22 protein-coding genes are annotated in these 22,133 nt (G+C 53.2%); 17 read left to right on the plus strand and 5 right to left on the minus strand.

Annotated elements, in window-relative coordinates; genetic code table 11:
• The first annotated feature begins 17 nt into the window (after positions 1 to 17).
• From J7J49_RS12195 to J7J49_RS12230, 8 genes are all read left to right on the plus strand, one after another.
• A complete protein-coding gene (locus J7J49_RS12195) occupies positions 18 to 815 on the plus strand; it encodes a M48 family metallopeptidase (protein ID WP_215092929.1) in 798 nt (265 codons plus the stop codon).
• 137 nt (positions 816 to 952) lie between these two features.
• Positions 953 to 2,089, plus strand: a complete 1,137-nt coding sequence (locus tag J7J49_RS12200; protein WP_251048282.1) for a GGDEF domain-containing protein — start codon at positions 953 to 955, stop codon at positions 2,087 to 2,089.
• 9 nt (positions 2,090 to 2,098) lie between these two features.
• Positions 2,099 to 2,500 (plus strand): DUF2784 domain-containing protein, encoded by a 402-nt coding sequence (locus J7J49_RS12205; RefSeq protein ID WP_215092933.1) that lies wholly within the window; start codon positions 2,099 to 2,101, stop codon positions 2,498 to 2,500.
• A 149-nt stretch (positions 2,501 to 2,649) separates the two neighbouring features.
• Complete coding sequence (locus J7J49_RS12210; protein WP_040481168.1) at positions 2,650 to 2,856, plus strand: ParD-like family protein; 207 nt, start codon at positions 2,650 to 2,652, stop codon at positions 2,854 to 2,856.
• Positions 2,849 to 3,634: a type I methionyl aminopeptidase gene (gene map, locus J7J49_RS12215; RefSeq protein WP_215092935.1), complete on the plus strand. Its 786-nt coding sequence runs from the start codon at positions 2,849 to 2,851 to the stop codon at positions 3,632 to 3,634. Before J7J49_RS12210 ends, map begins: the two co-directional genes overlap by 8 nt.
• An 87-nt stretch (positions 3,635 to 3,721) precedes the next feature.
• Positions 3,722 to 5,104: a S8 family serine peptidase gene (locus tag J7J49_RS12220; RefSeq protein ID WP_215092937.1), complete on the plus strand. Its 1,383-nt coding sequence runs from the start codon at positions 3,722 to 3,724 to the stop codon at positions 5,102 to 5,104.
• Between the two features lie 10 nt (positions 5,105 to 5,114).
• Positions 5,115 to 5,354, plus strand: coding sequence for a hypothetical protein (locus J7J49_RS12225; protein ID WP_215092939.1), 240 nt, complete (start codon positions 5,115 to 5,117; stop codon positions 5,352 to 5,354).
• A 42-nt stretch (positions 5,355 to 5,396) separates the two neighbouring features.
• The gene (locus J7J49_RS12230) at positions 5,397 to 5,987 is read left to right on the plus strand and encodes an O-methyltransferase (RefSeq protein WP_215092941.1); all 591 of its coding nucleotides are present in this window, start codon (positions 5,397 to 5,399) and stop codon (positions 5,985 to 5,987) included.
• A 94-nt stretch (positions 5,988 to 6,081) separates the two neighbouring features.
• Here J7J49_RS12230 and J7J49_RS12235 read toward each other — a convergent pair whose 3' ends face one another.
• The 3 genes from J7J49_RS12235 to kynA form a co-directional block, all read right to left on the minus strand.
• On the minus strand, positions 6,082 to 6,861 hold the full coding sequence (locus J7J49_RS12235) for an alpha/beta hydrolase (RefSeq protein ID WP_215092943.1): 780 nt from the start codon (positions 6,859 to 6,861) through the stop codon (positions 6,082 to 6,084).
• Between the two features lie 10 nt (positions 6,862 to 6,871).
• Positions 6,872 to 8,101: a kynureninase gene (gene kynU / locus J7J49_RS12240; protein WP_215092945.1), complete on the minus strand. Its 1,230-nt coding sequence runs from the start codon at positions 8,099 to 8,101 to the stop codon at positions 6,872 to 6,874.
• 82 nt (positions 8,102 to 8,183) lie between these two features.
• Positions 8,184 to 9,020: a tryptophan 2,3-dioxygenase gene (kynA, locus tag J7J49_RS12245; RefSeq protein ID WP_064233074.1), complete on the minus strand. Its 837-nt coding sequence runs from the start codon at positions 9,018 to 9,020 to the stop codon at positions 8,184 to 8,186.
• Between the two features lie 370 nt (positions 9,021 to 9,390).
• On the opposite strand from kynA, the gene J7J49_RS12250 reads away from it, so the two are divergent.
• From J7J49_RS12250 to J7J49_RS12280, 7 genes are all read left to right on the plus strand, one after another.
• Positions 9,391 to 10,179, plus strand: a complete 789-nt coding sequence (locus J7J49_RS12250; protein WP_064233073.1) for a DUF2071 domain-containing protein — start codon at positions 9,391 to 9,393, stop codon at positions 10,177 to 10,179.
• 167 nt (positions 10,180 to 10,346) lie between these two features.
• Positions 10,347 to 11,045 carry a DUF3592 domain-containing protein gene (locus J7J49_RS12255; protein WP_215092947.1) on the plus strand — a complete coding sequence of 233 codons (699 nt, stop codon included), beginning with the start codon at positions 10,347 to 10,349 and terminating at the stop codon, positions 11,043 to 11,045.
• Positions 11,046 to 11,160: 115 nt separating this feature from the next.
• Positions 11,161 to 11,757, plus strand: a complete 597-nt coding sequence (locus J7J49_RS12260) for a LemA family protein (protein ID WP_215092949.1) — start codon at positions 11,161 to 11,163, stop codon at positions 11,755 to 11,757.
• Positions 11,758 to 11,775: 18 nt separating this feature from the next.
• Positions 11,776 to 13,710 carry a M48 family metallopeptidase gene (locus tag J7J49_RS12265; RefSeq protein ID WP_215092951.1) on the plus strand — a complete coding sequence of 645 codons (1,935 nt, stop codon included), beginning with the start codon at positions 11,776 to 11,778 and terminating at the stop codon, positions 13,708 to 13,710.
• A gap of 33 nt (positions 13,711 to 13,743) precedes the next feature.
• Positions 13,744 to 14,283 carry a GrpB family protein gene (locus J7J49_RS12270; protein ID WP_064233070.1) on the plus strand — a complete coding sequence of 180 codons (540 nt, stop codon included), beginning with the start codon at positions 13,744 to 13,746 and terminating at the stop codon, positions 14,281 to 14,283.
• Positions 14,284 to 14,392: 109 nt separating this feature from the next.
• Positions 14,393 to 15,028, plus strand: coding sequence for a LysE family translocator (locus J7J49_RS12275; RefSeq protein ID WP_215092953.1), 636 nt, complete (start codon positions 14,393 to 14,395; stop codon positions 15,026 to 15,028).
• Between the two features lie 323 nt (positions 15,029 to 15,351).
• On the plus strand, positions 15,352 to 15,855 hold the full coding sequence (locus J7J49_RS12280) for a DUF6630 family protein (protein ID WP_215092954.1): 504 nt from the start codon (positions 15,352 to 15,354) through the stop codon (positions 15,853 to 15,855).
• 154 nt (positions 15,856 to 16,009) lie between these two features.
• Here the strand turns inward: J7J49_RS12280 and J7J49_RS12285 are convergent, their stop codons facing one another.
• Positions 16,010 to 16,507 carry a hypothetical protein gene (locus J7J49_RS12285; RefSeq protein ID WP_215092955.1) on the minus strand — a complete coding sequence of 166 codons (498 nt, stop codon included), beginning with the start codon at positions 16,505 to 16,507 and terminating at the stop codon, positions 16,010 to 16,012.
• 370 nt (positions 16,508 to 16,877) lie between these two features.
• A complete protein-coding gene (locus J7J49_RS12290; RefSeq protein WP_215092957.1) occupies positions 16,878 to 18,794 on the minus strand; it encodes a DNA topoisomerase III in 1,917 nt (638 codons plus the stop codon).
• A 166-nt stretch (positions 18,795 to 18,960) separates the two neighbouring features.
• On the opposite strand from J7J49_RS12290, the gene J7J49_RS12295 reads away from it, so the two are divergent.
• A complete protein-coding gene (locus tag J7J49_RS12295) occupies positions 18,961 to 20,202 on the plus strand; it encodes an ABC1 kinase family protein (RefSeq protein ID WP_215092959.1) in 1,242 nt (413 codons plus the stop codon).
• A gap of 108 nt (positions 20,203 to 20,310) precedes the next feature.
• Positions 20,311 to 22,128 (plus strand): SEC-C metal-binding domain-containing protein, encoded by a 1,818-nt coding sequence (locus J7J49_RS12300; RefSeq protein WP_215092961.1) that lies wholly within the window; start codon positions 20,311 to 20,313, stop codon positions 22,126 to 22,128.
• Positions 22,129 to 22,133 lie beyond the last annotated feature (5 nt).

Genomic DNA, 22,133 nt, shown 5'->3' on the forward strand with positions numbered 1-22,133 from the left:
CCAGGCGATACCATCCGATGCATCGGCGATTTCTGTTACCTCTTTTCCTCTTGGGGTTGCTGGCCTCTTTAGCTGGCTGCGGGGAAACACCCACTGGGCGCTCCCAGCTGGCGTTAGTGCCGAACTCATTAATGGCCGACATGGGGGAAGATGCCTTTAGCCAGTTACTCAATAGCCAGCCGATCAACCGCGATGCGCGGGCGAATCAATTGGTGCAGTGTGTGGCCGAGAGAGTAGTGGCTGGCGCTGAGGCAAGCTATCCGGGGCTCGCCTTCCCCGAGCGCTGGGAAGTGGTGGTGTTCGAGGATGCTTCCCCCAATGCGTTTGCGCTGCCCGGTGGGCGCATTGGCGTGCATAGCGGCCTGCTGCGAGTGGCCGAAACCCCCGCCCAGCTAGCGGCAGTGATTGGGCACGAGGTGGGCCATGTGCTGGCGGATCATGGCAATGAGCGGCTTACCCAGCAGTTGGGCATTAAAGCCGTGTTCATGGTGGTGGGGTTATTAGGGGAAGAGGAGTTTGGCAACCAGCAGTTAATGCAGGCGTTGGGTATCGGCGCCCAGCTGGGCATTAGCCTGCCGTTCAGCCGCACCCACGAAGAAGAGGCGGATTTGATGGGCCTTGAGATTATGGCCCGTGCAGGGTTTGACCCGCAGCAGAGCGTGGCCCTGTGGCGCAACATGGCGGCTGTTGGCGGCGACCAGCCACCGGAGTTTCTTTCTACCCACCCGGCTCATGAGTCCCGCATCCGGGCATTACAGCAAGGGTTGGAAGAGACGACAGCCATTTATCTCACGGTTACCCCGGCAGAATGTTGAGGTGAGCGGTATTGCGTTGTTGATAGAATAAAAAAATTGCTATGTGACGTCGGGAGTGCGGGACTGTGCCATTACGGGAAAAAAAGTATCAGGTGCATAGGTTAACAGGGCAATTTTGCGACGCTAGCAGTGAGTTGATGTATCGGCGGACTATCCAGGAAAGTTTGAGGCTTGAGTTCAGCCTTGCCGTGAGCGTTGCAGCATGTGTCTTTGGCATGTTTGTGATTGCGGATTACTACCTGTTAGGCCTTACCAGAGAGTTCTACCTGCTGCTTACCATGCGAATAGTGGTGGTGAGCCTTTGCCTATTGATAGCCTTCGTGGTGCGGCGTTGGAGTGGAAACGATTACCGCGCCTGGTTGCACGCCTTGCCGCTATGGGTATTTGCCACAGGCATTATTTTGATTGTACCTCTAAGACCTGAAAGCTTATCCACACAAATTACCGCCGTGGCGGTCGCCACCATGGGGTTCTATCTCCTGATCCCCAATCGACTTACCGTGGTGACAGCTGCCAGCCTCTATTTAAATATTGGCTTTCTAGTGGCTGCGATGTTGTTCGCGGGACTGACCCCTATAGGAATGCTTTTGCTTGCTGTTTTGCTGGGTATGAGCAATGTGGTGGGGTTCTTTGCCTTGCTACGCCTGGAAAGACTGCAGCGTAAGCAGTATGCAATGCTTTATGAGGAGCGTGATCAAAACCGACAGTTGCATAATGAAATCGCTCACCGACAATCACTGGAAGAGCAATTGCGGTTAGCCGCTGAGCGGGATGCGCTGACCAATCTCAATAATCGTGGCCATTTTATGAAACTGGCTAATGGGCTATTAAAGCGTTCCCAATACGAAAAAGTGCCGTTTAGCCTGTTTATGATCGATGTGGATCACTTCAAGAATATTAATGATACCTGGGGACATAGCCACGGGGATTGGGTGCTAACAAAGATCGCAGAGGTTTGCGCAGAGTCGTTGCGCCCATCAGATGTGATAGGACGTTTTGGAGGTGAAGAGTTTGTCGTGGCGTTGCCGAACACTAGCCCAAACGAAGCACAAATGGTTGCGGAGCGCCTGAAAATGAAGGTCGCCGAGCTGTCTTCAATGGAAGAAATGAGCAAACTGAATCCAAGTATCACCATCGGTGTGGCTGCAACGAGTACTGATGATGTCGGCCTTGAGTCTCTTATCACGCGTGCGGATCAGATGCTTTACGTTGGCAAGCGTGGTGGAAGGAACCGGGTGGTGGTATGCCGCGACGCACGCTCCGACAGCAGTTAGCTGTTCCCTATGCCCCTATCACTGCTCCTTCTCTTCGCCGACATACTACTAATTCTCCACGTCCTATTCGTGGCCTTTGTGGTGCTCGGCTTATTCGCAGTGTACACAGGCTATTTCCTGAACTGGCAGTGGGTGCGCAATCGGGTGTTTCGCATCGTGCATCTATGCGCCATAGGCTATGTGGTGATTCAAGCCTGGTTGGGCGTAGTTTGCCCGTTAACCGTCTGGGAAATGGCGCTGAGGGAAGAGGCGGGCGCTGCTACCTATTCCGGCTCATTCATTCAGTACTGGCTGCATAGCCTGCTCTATTTCACTTTGCCGGAGTGGGTGTTTGTGGTGGTTTACACCCTGTTCGGTAGCTTAGTGTTGGCCAGTTGGTTTGTCGTGCGTCCAAATGCGCGCGCTCGTTAATTTCTTCACAGATCGGTATCTTTTTTAGCTAGCCAAGCGCTAGGAATTGGTGGGGCTCCTTGCGCATTGGCAGGTAAGCTTGTCGCTTCATTCTTTGCGATATATGATTCGTATTCATTTTATATTCGTTTCATATATTGGGTGATGTGATGGGTATCGTTAAGATCAATGACCAGTTGCATGAAGATATTCGTAGGGCGAGTACCGTCATGGTGCGTTCAATCAACGCCCAGGCAGAGTACTGGATGAAGGTTGGTATGTTGGCTGAGGCTAATCCGAGTATGACTTTCTCTGACATTATGCGTGAGCAAATGAAGCAAGCTGATGTAGATGTAAGGAAGGTGATCGGTGGGTGAGGTAACGCTGAAAAGCGAAGAGGAGCTGAGCGTAATGCGTGAAGCAGGGCGGCTACTCGCATTGGTTTTTAGCCATCTTGATAAGCAAATAGTGCCCGGTATATCCACCATGGACATTAATAATTGGGCCGAAAGATACATCGTGGATGATTTGCAGGCTCGCCCAGCCAGTAAAGGACAATACGATTATCAATTTGTGCTGAATGCGTCAGTTAATCACGTGGTGTGTCACGGGATTCCATCTGAAACGCAAACGCTTAAATCAGGCGATATTGTTAATGTCGATATTACCCTGGAAAAAGGCGGCTTTATTGCTGATTCCAGCAAGATGTACCTGATCGGCGATGTTACACCCTACGCAAAGCGGCTGGTGGATAAAACCTACGAAGCCATGTGGCAAGGAATACACGCAGTCAAGCCCGGTGCCACGTTGGGGGATGTGGGTTATGCCATCCAGCAACATGCCGAAAAGCACGGCTACTCTGTTGTGCGAGAGTATTGCGGTCATGGAATTGGCCGGGAAATGCATGAAGAGCCCCAGGTACTGCATTACGGAAAGAAAGGCAGAGGTTTGGTTTTAAAAGAAGGGATGGTGTTTACCATTGAGCCGATGATTAATCAGGGCAGGGCCAAGATAAAAACCAAGCGAGATGGCTGGACGGTGGTAACCAGCGACAAGACATTGTCAGCTCAGTGGGAGCATACGGTGGCGGTCACATCCAGCGGTTTTGAAGTGCTCACACTTAGGGATGAAGAGCTTAGTCAACCTGGGTTTTAATCAATCTGGCGAAGATCATTAGGTGCGTTAAGCTGAAAGCAGCAGTATTTCAATATTTCTGTCCAGCCAAACGAAAAGGGATCTACGATGGCTAACACACCTAAAGGTACCGGCAGCGGTAGCACGCCACCTGGCCCGAGCGGCTCACTTAATTCGGTCTCCTGCAGCACCGAGAAACTCCTGTTGGCAGCGCTGGAGCGTGGCGGTAGCTGCCTTGAAACGGGACGCTTTCTTATCAGTTACCGTGAGGGAAGAGTAGAGGAGGGCATCAAGGCGCTAAAGGCTCAGAACTTTCGGGTGGCCGATGCCCGTGACTTTACCGATCAGGCCGTCAGCCTGGAAGACACTGGGGACGCCGAGGCGTTGGTGTTCCCGGAGCTGGGCGTCGCGCTGGTTGGCGGTGACGCCTTAGAGCAGCACGGGATGAGTGTTTTTGACAAAATTTCAGCGGACAGTCCGATAGAAATTATTGAGCCCGAGTATTTTGCGTTTTCTGAAAGCTCTGATTTTAAAACCCCTGATTCTAAAAACACTAGTTTTAAAAACTCCGATTCTAGAAATGCTGATTACCTGCGGGGCTTTTTGCGTGCAGCGACTACTATCGCGCGCGATCTCGGCGTTGAACTTGATAGTGACGAGCGCGAAGAATCGCATGAGACGGACGCGCCTGAGGTGACTTGGGGGCTGGCTCAGTGCAAGGTGCCGCAAAGCCGTTGGAGCGGGGCTGGCATTAAAGTCGCAGTGCTGGATACCGGTATGGATCTTGGCCACCCGGATTACGCTGGTAGGGAGTTTGTTACCCGATCCTTCGTTGGGGAGCCGGTTCAGGATCTCAATGGGCATGGCACGCACTGTATCGGTACGGCCTGTGGGCCAAAAGCGCCTTCCGAAAGTACTTCACGCTACGGTATCGCGTTCGATGCTCAGGTGTTGGTTGGCAAGGTGCTGACCAACTCGGGTAGTAGTACCGGGGCGGGCGTGCTCGCTGGCCTGAACTGGGCCATTGCCAATCGGTGTGAAGTTATCTCGATGTCGCTGGGTAGCCAAAGCCCAGTGCAAGCAGCCTACACCCACGCTGGCGCTGCGGCACTGCGTAATGGGTGCCTGATTATTGCCGCCGCAGGCAATTCCTCTGCAAGCACGGGCGCGCCTGCCAATTCACCCACGGTGATGTCTGTGGCGTCTCTCGATGCAAACCTGAAGCCTTCCAGTTTCTCAAATTATGGCAAGATTGAGATTGCCGCACCGGGACGCGATATCTTCTCTTCATGGCCTCGGCCCACATGCCATAAAACGATTAGCGGCACCAGCATGGCAGCGCCCCATGTGGCAGGCTGCGCTGCCCTCTGGGCACAGTCTGACGCCTCACTGCGGGGAATGAAGCTGTGGCAACAGCTGGTGGCTTCGGTAACAGAGCTGCCATCGCCTGAGCCCCGCGTTGGCGCGGGTTTGGTACAAGCACCTCAGTAAGGAATGATCGATGGCAAAGATAGCGCTATGGATAATTACGATTTCCGACGATCAATCGATCAATGACATCGCCACACGGCTAAGTGCTGAGGGGTTGGCCATCCGGGAGGTGCTGAAAGAGATCGGTTGCATTACCGGGTCGGCAGACGATGACACAGCTGAACGGCTGAAAAGAGTCAAAGGCGTGGTGGATATTGCCCCTGATAGGCAGATTGATGTGGGGCCGCCGGGCGCGGATGAGACCTGGTAAGGCAGTTGACTCTTATCGAACAACTGGGACAGGGAGACGGGTGTGAACGAGTCATTACAAGCGCTGTTAGTCGAACTAGAGCAATTTGGTCAGGAAAATGACGCTGCCTTTGCCGACCGCCCAAGGCGGATGCTGAACATTACCTGTGATACCGGAGAATTTCTTTCAGTGTTGGTTCAGGCAACCAGCGCAAAGCGTGTGCTAGAGATTGGCACCTCTAACGGGTATTCCGCCTTGTGGCTGGCTAAGGGGGCGCAAAAAATAGGCGGGCATGTTACGACAATTGAGCAATCCGAGTTCAAACTTGAGCTAGCGGCCAAGAACTTTGAGCGCTCTGGTCTTCCTGAGGTGATCACGCAGCTCCGCGGCGAGGCGGGAGGTCTGATTGAAAACATGCCCGGCGCTAATGTTGACCTGATTTTCCTAGACTCTAAGCGCTCGGAATACGTGCACTGGTGGCCCACTATTAAACGGATACTGCGAAAGGGCGGGCTTCTTGTGGTTGATAACGCTACCTCTCATGCAGATGAAATGGCGGCTTTTATGGCGTTGGTATCTGCCGATGCTGATGTCACTACTTGCACAGTGCCCGTCGGGAATGGTCAGTTTTTGGCAACGCGGGATAGTTGTTAGCGGGATAGTTGTTAGTAAAATAGTTGTTAGTAAGATAGCTGTTAGCGAGATTGTTGTTAATGGCAACGTTTAGCGCTCTATTTTTCCTCGCGGTTTAACTCTTCAAGGCTCCCAATACATCTAACACATCAAAGTGATCGCGGTTCGCTATATCCACTAGCGCGACTTGGACATCGGTAGCCTTCAACGCTGCTATAAAATCGAGGGCCTGTTGGCGAAAAGTGGGTGGGTCATTTTCGGCGATCACGACCTTGCATGGGGGGAGTCCGTTTATATTGGCAAACTTAGGGCTTAATGCTCGCGCTTGGGTAGGATTGAGCTCTAACGCTTCGTTAACATAGGTGTCCACTAATGGCGTTAGGTCATAAATGCCGCTGACCAGTATTAGTTTGTCGATGGGTATCTCACCGCTGGCCGCCACCCAGTATGCCAGCTGGGCACCGGCGCTATGGCCGCCTAATACAATAGACGCCACACCACCATTATTTACGAGGGCGTTGCATGCCGCTCTAGTTCCCTGGATGCATTGGTTCACCATGGACACAATTGAGGTTTTCGGTGCTAAGCCGTAACCCAGGGAGGCAAAGGCCATGCCACGGGCCAAGTAGCGTTCAGCCAAAAAATCCGTCGCGGTGTTATCCAGCTCCTGCCAGTAGCCGCCGTGAATAAATACCATCAGCGGCCAGGGGGCAGCCGTATTTTTCGGAATAAACAGGTTGAGACGGGCTGCTGGTTCTTCACCGTAGCTCAAGGTAATCGGCTGATGACGTGCCACCAGGTCAACACCTAAAGCGGCCTGGCGCGTTAACGTGGCTTTAAAATCCTGAGCGTAGTGGCTCGGGGAGTAGGCGAGGTTCTGTGGTGTTACAGCCATAACGTACCCTTTAGGTAACCGCGCCACGCACGTGAAACTGGGGATCTTGGTACGCGCCGCTTTCCATTACTTCACGGAAGTGTTGGGCTGCCTGCCAAACATCTTCGAAACTAAGGTACAGCGGGGTAAAGCCAAAGCGCATTAGGCCGGGCTCTCGGTAGTCGCCGATTACGCCGCGGGCAATCAGCGCCTGAACGATAGCGTAGCCGTTTTGGCTGTCCACCAGTGATACCTGGCTGCCGCGCTCGCTGGCAGATGGGGTTATATCGTCAATATTATGAGCGGTAAAAATATCGCTCAAACACTCTCGAAACAGGTCGCTCATCGCCAGGCTTTTTTCTCGCAGCGCTTGCATATTCACTCCGCTCCACAGGGCGAGCGAGGCTTCCAAGGCGGCGTAGGCTAGTGCCGAATGTGTGCCAGTACGAAAGCGGGAAATATCGCCCGCTGGGGTGTAATCAGCTTTAAAGGCGAAGGGCGATGCGTGACCGTGCCAGCCGGAAAGTGGTTGCCAGCCTTTGTCTTGGTGATCGCTATGCACGTACAAGAAGGCTGGCGCGCCAGGCCCGCCGTTAAGGTACTTGTAGGTACAGCCCACCGCGTAGCGAACGCCACAGCCGTTAAGGTCGATGGGCAGTGCACCTGCAGAGTGGGCCAAATCCCAAATCACTTCCGCACCCTGGTCGTGTACTAATTTCGTTGTGCTGGCCATATCGCGTAATTTGCCGGTACGGTAGTTAACTTGGCTAAGCACCACCACGGAGACACCGTTCAGGTGTTCGGCCAAGTCGCGCCCTTCGGGCAGAAAACGATGCTCGGCACCGCTCACCCGGCAATAGCCTTGGGCGATATAGCCATCGGTCGGGAAGTTACCGCCCTCGCTAAGAACCACACGGCGGCCATCCTTGGCTTGGTCGAGGATATACCCCAGCAGCTTGAAGATATTTAGCGTGATGTTGTCGGTAACGCTCACTTCACCAGGCTGTGCGCCAATAACCGGTGCTAGAAGGTTACCCAGGCGCTCGGGGGCATCGAACCAGCCCTGGTTCCAGCCTTTGATCAGCTCATCGCGCCACTGATCAAGAGTATCATCGACCGCTTGTTTGGCAGCCTTCGGCTGAGCACCCAGAGAGTTTCCATCAAGATAAAGAATGCCTTCAGGTAGGGCGAAGCGGCTTTTAAACGCTGCCAATGGGTCTTGGCGGTCACGCTCACGAACACTATCCAGGTTTACAGGCATATCGCTACTCCGAAAAATTGAATGTCACTGGTTTGAACTTCTCAACGGTCATTAAACTTGGCGCGCAGCAGTGCGCTAGTGTTTAGATAGTCGTCCGAACACTCCATAGTTCGGGGAAGAACTGAAGATCCAGCGCTTTGACCAGATAGTTCACGCCAGCCGTTCCGCCGGTGCCGCGCCGGTAGCCAATAATGCGCTCGACTGTTTTCATATGACTGAATCGCCAGCGCTGAAAGTTGAATTCGACATCCACCAGTTTTTCGGCAAGCTCGTAGAGATCCCAGTGCTGTTCGCTGTTGCGGTAGATTTCCGTCCAGGCCGCTTCCACCTCGCTACTTGCAGTGTAGGGTATACTCCAATCGCGTTGGGTATTGCTTTCCGGAATGCTGAAACCGCGATGGGCAAGCAACTGCAACACAATGTCGTAAAGACTGGGTGCGTGGAGGGCTTCCTGTAGTTTTTGGTAATGTTTGGGTTTTGAACGGTGGGCTTCGATTAGCTTGGCGTTCTTGTTACCCAATAGAAATTCGATTTCCCGATACTGATAAGATTGAAACCCAGAACTCTGACCAAGGCTGTCTCGGAAGCTGGCATAGTCGGCGGGGGTCATGGTGACCAGCACTTCCCAAGCCTTAATAAGCTGCTCCTGAATTCTAGAAACCCTCGCAAGCATCTTGAAGGCAGGGCGCAGGTTATCTTCTTGTATATGCTTTGCGGCGCCATAGGCTTCGTGAAGACATAGTTTGATCCATAGCTCGGATACTTGATGGATGACGATGAACAGCAGTTCATCGTGCTCCTCAGAAGCCGGGTTTTGGCAAGCAAGCAAGGGTTCCAGATCCAAGTACTGACCGTAGCTAATATCCTGATCCCAATGGATGGCTTCGTTATCGACGCTGTTTTTTTCATGAGTCGTCATCTTATTCTGCCTTTGACGCTGTGTTATGTAGGGTTTTTTGGCTTCTCTAAATGTTCGTGCCCGAAGCGTGTCTAGAGCTCAGAATAGACCTACGGCAAGCTTTAGCTGAACAACGCCCCGTGATTCTGGAAACAAGGTGAGCAGGTCGTGACTGGTTCGAGGGCCGTCAGAGGCCAAGAAAAGATCGGACTTAATTTATTATTTATAGGTTTTTCTGGCTTCTTTCAACCCTTGACAGCTATTTCACCGCGCAACAAAAAAAGGATCTTAAAGTTGTTGCCTAGTTATGATTAGTAAAATTAGTTGATTTACCTTACAATTACAGAAAGGAATAACCTAGACGATAAAACATTAACTCAAGGAAAGGCTCATGCAGGCATCGCGAAAGTTTGAGGATTACCTGATTAAGCGGCCAAAGCCTAAAGGCATAGATGTACTGTGTGGTCTTAAGCACTTTGCGATTATTACTTACGCTGTGCCGGCCAGACGATTCGAGGGGCTTTTTCCTGAAAGGTTTGTGTTAGATGCTGTTGAGATTGATGGTCAGGCAATGGGGCTTATTTCAGTGGTTCCTTTTATCGATGTGGATTTCACTTCTGCCGTGTTTCCTTTCCCCAAATTTACTATGGGGCAGACCAATTACCGTATCTATATCATCGACAAGAATACGGGGGAGCGATGTGTATGGTTTCTGGGAACCACTTTGGACTCATGGACATTGGTGGTTCCCAGATATCTCTGGAATTTACCTTGGCATGCAGGCAAAGTCTCTTTCGATTGTATGTATGATGAGACAACCGGGCTGTATAGCCATTATCGTATGAAAACAGCGTCTAAGTGGGCGGAAGCTTCTGTCGAGCTTGAGCAATCACCTGAATCAGCTTTTAACTTTCCTGGTTTTCCAGATACTGAGTCAGCATTGGTTTATCTTACCCATCCGCTTGCGGGTTTTTATTATCGACGCGACGGCAAGTTAGGTAGCTATCGTGTTTGGCATAAAGAGCTGGAGGTGAAACCCGCTACGGTAAAGACTGCCCGGTTTAAGCTGTTATCTGACCTAGATATTGTTCATTTAGAGGAGCAGAGCTCCCCGTACAGCGTATTAATTGAGCCCATCAACGAATTCACTATATATTTGCCTCCTACCGTGATCAGTTAATTTTTTCAGTGGCATGAATCATAGAGGAAGATCCCATTCGATAATTATTCCTAATTGACGAGTGGGTTGGTTTTTTTTAAGCTTTATCTAATAGACTGTTTCGTCTGTAAGGGCTGCTCTGATTCTAGCCTGCTACGTTAACCCCCCAGTTTTTCCAAGGAGTGGAAGTGAAAGCACTTTTTTTTGTAAAGCTAACGTCATTAATGGTGGGCATTGCCTTGTTGGTCGGCTCTGTATTTATGTTGCTTAATACAAGGGATTTTCTTTCAGAGGCAGTTATCACCCAAGGTACGGTAGTTGAGCTAGTTGAGTATCGCTCAAGCGACTCGATTACTTATCGCCCTGTGGTTCAATTCACAAATGAAAGCGGTCAGCTTGTGAATTTTACATCATCGACAAGTAGCAATCCGCCGAGCTACACCCCAGGTCAGCAGGTAGACGTTTTATACCAGCCAGGTGAGCGAAGTAGTCCCCGAATCAATAGCTTTTTCTCGCTATGGGGAGCAGAGACGATTCTTGCCGGCATAGGCATTGTGTTCCTGTTGGCGGGAGTCATCCTTATGTTCGTGCCGGAGTTTAGACATCGTAAAGGGGAAACTTTAAAGAAAAATGGTGTGCCTATTGATACTGACTACCAGGGAGTGGAGTTAAATACACGCTTTTCAGTGAATGGCAGGCACCCATTCCAGGTGGTTACTCAATGGCAAAACCCTGCAACCTCGGAAGTGCATGTGTTTAAAAGCAATAATATTTGGTTTGATCCATCAAACTACATTCATACTGATACGATCACAGTGTTTTATGAGAAAGGAGATCTTCAGCAATACCATGTCGACCTTTCCTTTCTCCCTAAGCTTGCAAAGTGACGTACTAACGTTCGATATTGAACTTGTTTGCTGCTTTTTTTACTGGCTAGCTTCTCATCGTCTAGCTTTGCATAGACCGGCTTATACTGACGAAAGCCTACTATAAGGAAGAACCATGCTGCTCACTCTTATCATCATCGTGGCGATCATCGCCGTTATTACCTTTTACGTCATCGGTGTCTACAACCGGCTTGTGTCGTTGAAAAATCGCTTTGAGAACGCCTTTGCCCAGATTGAGGTGCAACTTAAACGGCGGCATGACCTGATTCCTAACCTTGTCGAAACTGCTAAAGGCTATCTCAGTCATGAGCGGGAGACGCTGCAGTCGGTCATCGAGGCGCGTAATACAGCCGCCGCTGGGCTAAAAGCGGCCGCGGCAAACCCCGGCAGTGCCAAAGCGATGGCAGACCTGGGTGGCGCAGAGGGTGCGCTGACACAGGCGATGGGGCGGCTTAACGTGGTCATGGAAGCCTACCCGGATTTAAAAGCCTCGCAAAATATGCAGCAATTGTCAGAAGAGCTAACCAGCACTGAAAACAAGGTGGCCTTTGCGCGGCAGTCATATAATGATGCGGTGATGCAATACAACACCTATCGGCAGAGTTTCCCCCCGGTAGCAGTGGCTGGCATGTTCGGCCACGGTCAGGATGCTTCTTTGTTAGAGTTTGAAGACAGCGCCCAGATTCAAGTGGCGCCGAAGGTGTCGTTCTAAGCTCAGGGAAAACGCGACATGGATTTTTTTACCGCGCAGGATAACGCTCGGCGTAAAACCAGGCGTCTGGTTGTCTTGATGGTACTGGCAGTACTCGCCCTGATTGTTGTTACGACGCTGGCGATTGCCATAGCCCTTCATCTGATGGGGGAGCAATCCGCGACACAAACCAACCTTCCTACTCCGGGGTTGTGGTCGGCTCTCTCGATTGAACTGGTCATTGGCGTTGCGATTGCGGTGCTGGCTGTCGTGGTGTTGAGTGGACTATTCAAACGCAGTCAACTAAAGCGTGGTGGCCGGGTAGTGGCAGAAGCCCTGGGTGGCCGCGAAATCAATCTGAATACCCGTGATGCTGACGAGCGGCGCATTCTCAATGTGGTTGAAGAGATGGCGATTGCCTCTGGAACGCCAGTGCCCCCGGTTTATGTGTTGGAGGAGGAGAGTATCAATGCCTTCGCAGCCGGCTATCAAACCAATGATGCCGTGATCGGGATTACCCGTGGCACGATCCGTCACCTGACGCGGGATGAGTTGCAGGGCGTCGTAGCTCATGAATTTAGTCATATTCTGCATGGTGACATGCGGTTGAATATGCGGCTGATCAGCATACTGCATGGCATTCTCATCATTGGCTTATTGGGCGGAAGCGTGCTGCGCAGTATGCGTTTTCGGCGGGTGGGCGGCGGAAAGCGCGACAACTCAGTCGCGGTCATCTTAGCGCTGGGGGCGGTACTCATGCTGATCGGCTACGCAGGCACTTTCTTTGGCAATTTGATTAAATCAGCAGTCAGTCGTCAGCGTGAATATCTAGCGGATGCGTCAGCGGTTCAGTTTACTCGCAACCCTCAGGGGATTGGTAACGCGCTGGTAAAGATTGGTTCGCATACCCAGGGTTCGCGCCTTCAGGCAGCGCAGGCGGCGGAGTTCAGCCACCTGTTTTTTGGGCCGGGCGTGCGGCTGGGCTTTATCAGAATGATGGCAACTCATCCGCCGTTAAACGACCGCATCAAGCGGGTTATGCCAACTTGGAATGGCCGTTTTGAGGCAACGCTACCCTCCCAGCAGGAACAAAATGCAAGCTCCGCTTCAGGCCAAGCGACTGTGCGTGTTGAGCCTGGATCCAGGTCGGCTACGCTGGCGTCTGCCTTGACCGGGGCGTCTGCTCAGACCGCTATTAATTCCATGGGCCAACCCAATCAACGACATCTGGCACAGGCGCGGGCGACGCTCAACGCATTGCCTGAGCGGATTAAAAACGCCGCCCATGAGCCCTATGCGGCGCGCGCGTTGATGTATGCGCTATTGCTCAGCCAGAATAAGGAGATGCGAAAGCAGCAACTAAGAGCGCTGCAGCAAGTGGCGCTGCTGGATGTTTATCGTGAGCTAGTGGAATACGGCCCAGAGGTATTAAAACTGGATGTACAGTTGCGACTGCCACTGATTGAGCTGGCGCTGCCCGCCCTCAAGTCGCAATCGAGGGAGCAGGTTCAGCATTTTCGCCTTTGTATGGAGCATCTGATCAACGCCGACGGCCAGGTTAGCCTGTTGGAGTGGACGCTGTATCAGCTGGTGCTGAATAACCTGAGCGAGCCGGATAACGGGCCCGCTAACCTGAAGCTAAATGACCTGCAGCGGGAGTGCCAGGTGCTGCTTAGCGTGCTGGCGGCTGCCGGTCAGGATGCCCCTGTGGAAATTAACGCAGCGATCAGTGCTGCTGAAAGCGAATTGCCGTTTTCCCTCACTGCCACTGATGTAAGCGATATGCGAGCACTGAGCTTAGCCGTTGACCGCTTGCGTCGCTTGCGGCCCATGCAGAAACCAGCGTTGCTGAAAGCGATGGCCCGTTGCATTGAGCATAGCGGGGTTATCCGGCCCGCCGAAGCCGAGCTGTTCCGTGCCGTGGCGGATATTCTCGATTGCCCCATGCCGCCACTGCTAATAGAACAATCTTAGCCTGAAACTAGCGGCGCAAGGAGTGTAATTCTCATGGATGAAACGGAATCCTTACATCGAGCGATTGACGAAGAGGTAGCGCTTTTTCCATACGACACAGCTTGGCCAGCCCTGTTTGAGCAAGAGCGTGACCGACTATTTGATGTGTTTCCAAGCGCGTTTTTGGCGATAGAGCACATCGGCAGTACCTCCGTACCAGGGCTTTCGGCCAAGCCTATTATCGATATCCTGGCGGGGGTAAATTCAATCGCCCAGGCCGATGGCTTACTGGAGCCGCTGTGCTCTGCCAAATATGCAACGTCAATGGAATATAACGCCTCTCTTGTGGGCCGCCGTTGGCTGATGCGGTTTGCCGATGGGCGCAGAACCCACCACCTGCATCTTATGGTGTATGGCAGTGAAGAGTGGAACCGGCGCTTGGTGTTTCGCAACCGCCTTCGCCAGAGTGCTGAGCTAGCGCAGCAGTATGAGATGAATAAACGACAATGGGCAGCAGCGTTTAAAGCGGATCGAGAAGCTTATACGGCTGCGAAGGGCAGCTTTATTGCCGAGGCGTTAAGAGATAACATTTAACCGCCGACGAGTAACGCTACTGGTGGAGACCGCTTGAGAAGCCCCTGCGATGATTCTTTAGCATTACAGCAAGCTACTCTTGACTGCTAAATAATTAAGGAAAATAACGGTGTTTGACTACTCGCTATTTCATTGGATGACATTTCTTTCCGCGGCGGTGCTTCTGAATCTTTCGCCAGGGCCGGATATTGCCTACATCCTGGGGCAAACATTACGTAGTGGGCGACGGCAAGGGTTTGCCGCTATGTTTGGGATTTGGACAGGAGCGGCGCTGCATGTCGTGATGGCCGCGGTTGGTCTTTCGGCCATTCTGGCGACATCCGCTCTGGCGTTTTCGATTGTTAAATGGGTCGGGGCGGCCTATCTGATATGGCTGGGCGTAAAAATGCTGCTCTCACGGGGCGATCAATTTATTGCAGCAGAAAAGCAGAGCCCCAAGCGCCTATCCTCGGTTTATTGGCAGGGCATGCTGGTGTCCGCGCTAAACCCCAAAGTGGCCGTATTCTTCTTGGCGTTTTTGCCACAATTTATCGTGGAAGGCGCAGGCTCTGCCGAAGCTCAGCTTTTATTGCATGGCAGCTTTATTATCGTGGTTGCCGCGGTAATAGAACCCCCTTTGGTACTGGCTGGCGCTAAGCTGGGTGCTTTTCTGAAGAGCAAGCCACGCGTTGGTTTATGGATGGATAGAAGCCTAGGGGCGCTATTTGTGGCGTTGGGAGCCCGGCTCGCAGCAAGTGTTAAGTAGGCTCACTCAGCGATGAATATATTTCTACTCAGGCACGCCGAAACAGAATCCAATCAGTTAGGCGAATTGTCTTCTACGGCTACTGACCCGCTCACGGAGCATGTTTATTAGGCTCTGTCTGAAAACTGGCTGCGCTCGACCATACGGCGTTAAAAATCGGCTCAAAATACTCATTTACTGCATGTAAACTCCGTCTTTTCGCCGATTTTTGCCTTGTCTGGCCTTCGCTCGCCGAATGTTCAGACAAAGCCTAGTATGTGAGCTTAAGCCCTTACTCGAAAGCGGAAACAATCATTTTTGAAATAACAGCGTTGAGGTAGATTATGGATTTTGAAAGCACTTGGAAAAACATCTGTAGACAGCTATGTCCGCGAGATGATGCGCTTGTGGTTGAGGTCAATTTAGCGCTTTCAGACCCAGAGAGCTACTTCGGAAAATACAGCGATGATCTCATGGAGCGTGGTATAGAAGATCCATCAGAGGTTACCCCATGGATCGCCCTCGTTGATGGGCTAACTCGCAGTGCCTCATTAGTAGAACTTGACTGGAAATTCGACGCTGCCGAGTTGGTCTGGAACCTTGAACAGCTTAACGTTTGCAAAGCTCATGCAATAGACTTTTCTAAAATTAGCGAAAGCGATGAATATTCTGAGGACTTATTGAAGTTGGTGGCCAGCGTGTTAGACAGTTACTCGTTGAGCTTGATCATTCTAGACATCGGTTCTGACTCATATCCCCTTATGGTAATTCCAAGAGATGATGTTGACCAAGTGAAAAGATTTGCGCTGGCACTTAGACAAAAAGTCGATATCATCGATAGAACGTGACTGTACCTAAAAACGTATTACTCACGACAGGCTTTAAGCCCCGTTAACTTCCAGAAAGAGCTTGAATCAATTCAAGCTCCTGTGCTTCTTATTGCCGATTCAAAGTTGCTAAAACGGTGAGTTATCTTGTGACGAATGGCGTACAATTTATGGATTACGAGATTTCATCTTTTTTCGGTGTCGCTTGAGGTTCTTGCGAAAGAGAATCTTCCTTTGTCGAAGCCAGCGTGTCATCTGCTGGCACCAAATCCAGCTGATAAGTCTCGCTACCCAGTTTGTTCAGGCTTAGGGTGTATCCTTCGGGTAGCTTTTCCAGATTGGCGCCTGCGACATCACTGATCTTCTGTTCGAGGGTATTTTCTCTTTCCTCGCGTGCATTGTTTTTCAAGTGTTGGCCAAGGTAAAGGACAAGGCCGGCTGCCGTGGCGATTGGTCCTGGATAGAGAAGCCAGAATTGTGTGAAAGTGGGCCCTGACCAAGAGACTTGAACGCTATCAGGCCCAAAAATGATGATGCCTGCTGCAATGGCAAGAATGCATCCCGCAACGGCATTAACAATGTTACTTGTTGTGGAAAGTGAAGTGCTTCCGTCATCTACTTCAAATTTCAAAGGGAAAACGTTTAATGAATGTATGTCTTGCTTCTCTTTCATGAAATATGCCTTGGGCTGTCTTAAGTTTGAAAGGGGTGATATAGGCGCTGTTTATTCGTAGATACCTTGATATCATGGGGTAGTTTAACAAATGGTTATATATAGTGGTCAACTAATATTGGAAAGTAGTTTAGGGTTTTTCTCAGCGATAAAGCGAGAAGTGACGCTGATGGATACTTGAGGCCGTTACCGCTTGTAAGTGATTGTTCAAAATTAATCTTGTGATCCGTTCAATCATTATCGGGCACACAGCGATTTTCCCTGACTCTCTGGCCAAGCGCTTCTTGCGGGTTCTTTAAATAAGGATAGGGCTAACTTGCCTGCTTGCCGATCAGTCCCACTACAGTAGAAATCATCCATTAAGTACCCTTTAGCTCGTCTTCTTCCTGGCTCCGGTACTTTTCCTTTTCGTATAGCTCTTTCTCGTCTTAACTGTGCGCTTTGCCGGGCCACCCGATTCGCCCTGGGCGGTTTGCAGGCTCTGCCGTAGCTTGGCAGCGTCACTGTGGTTGAGCAGGCCGCGCAGGTCATCCAGCAGCGCCTGCTGAAAGGCGCTGGGGTCGTCCTGCTGTTCGGATATTGCCCGCAGACGCTGCTCCCACAAAGCGGTGCGTTCAGGCGTGCTCACCGCACTGGGGAGGGCGGCGATGAGGGCAGTGCCGAGCTTGGTGGCGCGTAAAGCCTTTTGCTGGCGCACTAAATAGCCGCGCTGTACCAGGGTTTCGATAATACCGGCGCGGGTGGCTTCGGTGCCCAGGCCATCGGTGTCGCGCAGGGTGCGGCGAACGTTGGGATCGTCCACGTAGCGGCCGATGTTCATCATCGCTTTGATGAGGCTGGCGTCGGTGAAGGGCTCCGGCGGACGGGTCTCTTTCTCTTCCACGCCTGCGCCTAATGCTTGGCAGGCTTCACCTTGGGTCAGCGGCGGAAGCGGCGGGGTTTCATCGCGGGTGGTAAATAGCGGTTTCCAGCCGGGGTCGAGAATGCTTTGCCCACGAGCGCGGAAGGCTTCATTAAGCAGGGTAAATTCGGCTTTTACCTCAAAGGTGCGCAGCGGGCGATAGAACTGCGCCATGACATTGCGCACGATCAGCCTAAACACATGGCCTTCGGTATCGGAAAGCTGACCAAAATCGGCAGGTTTGCCGGTGGGCGCGATGGCGTGGTGGGCGCCGATCTGTTGATCGTTCCAGGCCTTGGAGCGCAACGTAAAGTCTGCACCATTGAGCCACTGTTGTAGCGTCTTATCGTTTTGGCAGGCTCCGGATAAGCTGCGCTGGGCTAGCTGAAGGTGCTCTTCGGGTAGGTAGCGGCAGTCAGAGCGCGGATAGGTAATCAACTTGTGGCGTTCGTACAGCCGCTGACAAATATCCAATACCATCTGCGCGGAAAGCCCGTGGCGACGGGCGGCGTCTACCTGAAGGGCAGAGAGCGAGTAGGGCAGCGGCGGTGCCTGGCGTTTCTCCTGCTGGTCGAGCTTGGTCAGTTGCCCTGATGCGCCGGGTAATTGAGCCGCTAAAGCATCAGCCGGGGTGCGGTCAATTAAGCGGCCTTGGTCATCTAATGGTTGGTGCTCTTTGGGCGCCCACCAGGCGCGTAACTGGCCTTGGGCAACCTTTAAATCCACCCATAGCGGATAAAACGGGTGGGGCACAAAGTCGCGAATAGCGTTGTCGCGGCGCACGATTAAGCCAAGTACCGGAGTTTGTACGCGGCCAATCGACAGTACGCCGTCGTGGCCAGCTTGACGGCCGGTAAGCGTCCAGGCACGGGTTAGATTAATGCCGTAAAGCCAGTCGGCGCGGGAACGGGCTTGGGCGGCCTGAAACAACGGTTGATATTCAACATTAGAGCGCAGTTTCGCCAGTGCACGGCTAACTGCCGGTTTGTTTAGATCGCTAATTAACAGGCGCTGTACTGGGCCACGATACTTCATGTGCTCAATGACTTCCTGTACCAGCAATTGACCTTCGCGGTCGGGGTCGCCAGCGTGAACCACATCGGTGGCTTGCTTGATCAGCTTGCGAATCACAGCCAGTTGGCCCCGCGCCTTGGGACGCGGCATCAGTTTCCACAGCTGCGGCACGATGGGGAGTCGGTCTAGACGCCACTGCTTGTCGGCGGGGTCGTAGGCCTCCGGCGGCGCTTGCTCTAATAAGTGGCCCAGGCACCAGGTGACCGTGGTGTCACCACAGTTAATGGCGCCATCCTGGCGCTTGCTAGTGCCCGGTAACGCCTCTGCGATAGCTTGGGCGAGGCTGGGTTTTTCGGCAATTATCAGGCGCATAGCAGCGAAGCCTTCATCGTATCCTTTGATAGTGGCTATGTTAGCAGACGCTCCAAAGATTAGCTGAAACGGAGCAGGATAGTGATGCGGTAAGTGGCCAATGCTGTTAGATTGTATAAATTGTGTATAAATAATTTGATGTGGTGAGCGTTAAGGGGCAGAGCCAATGCGTGAGCGAGGCAGAACACGACGATTGATGGGCTTGGGTGCGCGCACCGGCGGCGCGTTGCTGAAAACCCGTTTAGGTGGCCAAGCGGACTGGCGCGCCCTGGGCGAAGCGCTGTTTGAGGGGCTTTCAGAGCTAAAAGGCCCGGCCATGAAGCTGGCGCAGGTAATGTCTCAGTGGGATGACCTGCTGCCGCCAGATCTTGCGGAGGAGCTTGCCCGCTTGCAGCGTCAGGCCGAGCCCATGCCCTGGCCTAAAATTCGTGAAGCATTGGTGTTGCAGTACGGGGATATTGATCACCACTTCAGTGAGATTGAAGAACGCCCGTTTGCCAGTGCTTCCATGGGGCAGGTGCACCGGGCAACAACCCATGAAGGTGAAGCCGTTGTATTAAAGGTGCAGTACCCTGGTTTGGCTGATGTTTTAGAGAGTGATTTGGTTCAGGTGCGGCGCATTATGCGGTTGGGGCGCTGGTTTAAAGTGCCCCAGGCGCGGTTGGATGCCCTATTTGAAGAACTCGCTGAAAGCCTGCGTGGGGAACTGGATTACCACGCCGAGGCTGATGCACTGGCGCGGTATCGCGAGCGCTACAAAGATAACCTGAGCCTGGTGATTCCCGAGCCGATACCGGCCCTTTCCGGGCAGCACGTGCTGGCAATGCGCTATGTGGGCGGTACGCCGCTGCGTGACTTGGCGGATGCTGATGATGTTACACGCCAAGGCATTGCCCAGGCGTTGGCAGACTGGATAACCCAGGAGTTATTTACTTACGGCGAACTGCACGCCGACCCTCACGCCGGTAACTTCGCCGCTGATGATCAGGGGCGGCTGGTGATTTACGATTTAGGCGCGGTGATTGCGGTACCCGAAGTACGTATAAAGGCGATGATGCAACTGCTCGACGCTACCTTGAAGCATGACCCGATGGGAATGGACGAGGCGCTGATGCAGATGGGTGGGCGTCAGGGGCAGGGCGCGCCGTTGGCGCTGTATCGCGAATCCGCCGAATGCATCGCCCCGCTGTTTGAGCCCGGTGAGCAGGATTTCAGCGATGTGCGGGTGCATCGGCGATTACGCGAGCTAACTCCGAAAGTGTGGGCGGCCATGGATCGCCTGCAGCCCCCCGCAGATACGCTATTGCTTTCTCGCGCATTGAACGGCCACTACTGGAACTTGGTGCGTTTGGGGGCACGGCTGGACATGCACGAGCGTACGCGTCCACTCCTCAAACGAGCCCACTAACGATCAATCGATTGCCGCTGCGGTGATGTCGGCCTTCATGATAAACTATGACGCTTTCATTTTAGTCATCGTCATTTACAGACATCGTTTAACGCAGTGGAGACGGCAATGCTGGCGGTATGGGTCGATCAACTGCTGGGATTCGCCTCTGGGGCACTCTCGGCAATCAGGCAACAAGAACACTATCCGGACTTCATGACCTGGGTGCGCGCCAAAGGTGCGGACGCCTTTGATGGCGATGTGGCTATGGCCCAGGCGCTGGCGCCGGTGCTTTGGTCGCAAACGCCGCTGGAACGGCTCGATTTTGCCTGCGAGCCCCTCGCCACCCCAGGGCGTAACGAACCGTGCTGGTGCGACTCCGGGCGCAAATTTAAGCAGTGCTGCTACCAGGTCGAGTTTCCCACCGAAATTCCTGATCAAATGATGTGGATGCTCTCGCTGCGCGAATGGAAGGGGGCCACTCTGAAAGCCGCACTGGATAGCCAGCAAGCGCTGCCTCAAGCGCTGCTGGAAGCTGGGCTGATCGCCGCTGAAAGCGGCCAGACTGGTCGGGCTATGCAAATTCTCGAGTCGCTGTTTGATGGCAGCGACTGGTCACGGCTGCCCGAGCAGGCCGAACCCGCCTTTGAAATCCTGCTGGATATTTATCAAGAGCGTGGTTTTAGTCGTAAACGCGCTGACCTGCTTGATGAAGTGATGGAGCGCGGGCCGCTGTTTTTGCGTGGCGTAGCCCTTGAGCGTCTGTGCTTGATGCACCTTGATAACGATGACTTGGATAGTGCCCGTGGTGCCTTCGTTAAAGCCCAGCAGGCGCTGCCCGATTCGCCTACGCTGGCTTACATTGAAGCCATGCTGCTGCTGCACGAAGGTCACGAGCAGGAAGCCAAAGAGCGCGCCAATTTCTGGTACCGCCGACTGGTTCGCCAGGGCGAGTTGGACGAAGATCAGTTGGACTTTTTGGCCGCGTTGGCAGAAAACCCCGGTGCGACGCTTGCTGACCAGTTGCTCAGCGCCGAGGAGGATCTGGCCACGCCGCTGGTGGCACTTCAGGCATTGCTGGCCGAGCTACCCACCGCCCCCAAAATCGATATCAGTGCCGATGCTGAAAACGGTCGGTTGTTTTATAACGCCAGTGCCCGCGAGGCAACGCTGTTTGCCGCTTGGCATGAGCAGTTCCAGGTGCTGGTGGATGAAGACGTAGCGCTAGGCTTTCGCGATGACCCCTGGGGCAACGCCATTGAGTGGATGTCGGCACTATGCTCGCATCCAGAGTGGCTGGATGCGCCTCAGGTCGTGCAAGACTTAACGCTAGCGCTGACCAGCCGCTTTGGCAGCCTGCCGTGGATGGCGCCGAGCCTGCTGGAACCGCTGGCGCTGCGCCTCTCGCGCTGGTTGGAACAAGCCCGCGCCGAAGGCGACGGTAGCCTGTGCTGGGACGATGCCAACAACGCCATGTTGCTGCGCACGGGGCTAGCGCTGGTGGTGGGTATGGAGCGCGGCGCCCGCCAGCACTCTCGCGAGTTGGCCGAAGAGCTACTGCTGATCGACCAGGAGGATAGCTTGGGCCTGCGCGAGCTGGTGTTGGATCAACTGCTGCGCGATGACCGCAATGAAGAAGCGTTGGCGTTGGCAGAAGAGAATGACGACGATGGCTCGCTGGTGCTTGGGCTGCTGATGGGTAAAACTCTGGCGCTGTATCGATTAGAGCAGCGTGAGGCCGCTGAGACCGCGCTTGGCGATGTGCTCGGTCATAACCGCTACGCGCTGGAGCTAATTTGTGCCGAAAACCCCCGGCCTTCCATGCCCCACCCAGATGGCCAGGTTGACCCCGGCTCCCGGGCGGAAGCGTGGCAGTACCGCACGTTGATGCGCGACCAGTGGCGCACGACGCCAGGAGCGCTGGACTGGCTGGAAGCACACCGTTAAGCCCA

It is taken from the genome of Halomonas sp. ISL-56, assembly GCF_018612805.1.
Lineage (GTDB): Bacteria > Pseudomonadota > Gammaproteobacteria > Pseudomonadales > Halomonadaceae > Vreelandella.

What these genes read in the sequence shown, in the direction of transcription:
- J7J49_RS12195 (WP_215092929.1), top strand. Translation starts at nt 18, where the DNA reads ATGCATCGGCGATTTCTGTTACCTCTTTTCCTCTTGGGGTTGCTGGCC.
- J7J49_RS12200 (WP_251048282.1), top strand. Translation starts at nt 953, where the DNA reads ATGTATCGGCGGACTATCCAGGAAAGTTTGAGGCTTGAGTTCAGCCTT.
- J7J49_RS12205 (WP_215092933.1), top strand. Translation starts at nt 2,099, where the DNA reads ATGCCCCTATCACTGCTCCTTCTCTTCGCCGACATACTACTAATTCTC.
- J7J49_RS12210 (WP_040481168.1), top strand. Translation starts at nt 2,650, where the DNA reads ATGGGTATCGTTAAGATCAATGACCAGTTGCATGAAGATATTCGTAGG.
- J7J49_RS12220 (WP_215092937.1), top strand. Translation starts at nt 3,722, where the DNA reads ATGGCTAACACACCTAAAGGTACCGGCAGCGGTAGCACGCCACCTGGC.
- J7J49_RS12225 (WP_215092939.1), top strand. Translation starts at nt 5,115, where the DNA reads ATGGCAAAGATAGCGCTATGGATAATTACGATTTCCGACGATCAATCG.
- J7J49_RS12235 (WP_215092943.1), bottom strand. Translation starts at nt 6,861, where the DNA reads ATGGCTGTAACACCACAGAACCTCGCCTACTCCCCGAGCCACTACGCT.
- kynU (WP_215092945.1), bottom strand. Translation starts at nt 8,101, where the DNA reads ATGCCTGTAAACCTGGATAGTGTTCGTGAGCGTGACCGCCAAGACCCA.
- kynA (WP_064233074.1), bottom strand. Translation starts at nt 9,020, where the DNA reads ATGACGACTCATGAAAAAAACAGCGTCGATAACGAAGCCATCCATTGG.
- J7J49_RS12250 (WP_064233073.1), top strand. Translation starts at nt 9,391, where the DNA reads ATGCAGGCATCGCGAAAGTTTGAGGATTACCTGATTAAGCGGCCAAAG.
- J7J49_RS12260 (WP_215092949.1), top strand. Translation starts at nt 11,161, where the DNA reads ATGCTGCTCACTCTTATCATCATCGTGGCGATCATCGCCGTTATTACC.
- J7J49_RS12265 (WP_215092951.1), top strand. Translation starts at nt 11,776, where the DNA reads ATGGATTTTTTTACCGCGCAGGATAACGCTCGGCGTAAAACCAGGCGT.
- J7J49_RS12270 (WP_064233070.1), top strand. Translation starts at nt 13,744, where the DNA reads ATGGATGAAACGGAATCCTTACATCGAGCGATTGACGAAGAGGTAGCG.
- J7J49_RS12280 (WP_215092954.1), top strand. Translation starts at nt 15,352, where the DNA reads ATGGATTTTGAAAGCACTTGGAAAAACATCTGTAGACAGCTATGTCCG.
- J7J49_RS12285 (WP_215092955.1), bottom strand. Translation starts at nt 16,507, where the DNA reads ATGAAAGAGAAGCAAGACATACATTCATTAAACGTTTTCCCTTTGAAA.
- J7J49_RS12290 (WP_215092957.1), bottom strand. Translation starts at nt 18,794, where the DNA reads ATGCGCCTGATAATTGCCGAAAAACCCAGCCTCGCCCAAGCTATCGCA.
- J7J49_RS12295 (WP_215092959.1), top strand. Translation starts at nt 18,961, where the DNA reads ATGCGTGAGCGAGGCAGAACACGACGATTGATGGGCTTGGGTGCGCGC.
- J7J49_RS12300 (WP_215092961.1), top strand. Translation starts at nt 20,311, where the DNA reads ATGCTGGCGGTATGGGTCGATCAACTGCTGGGATTCGCCTCTGGGGCA.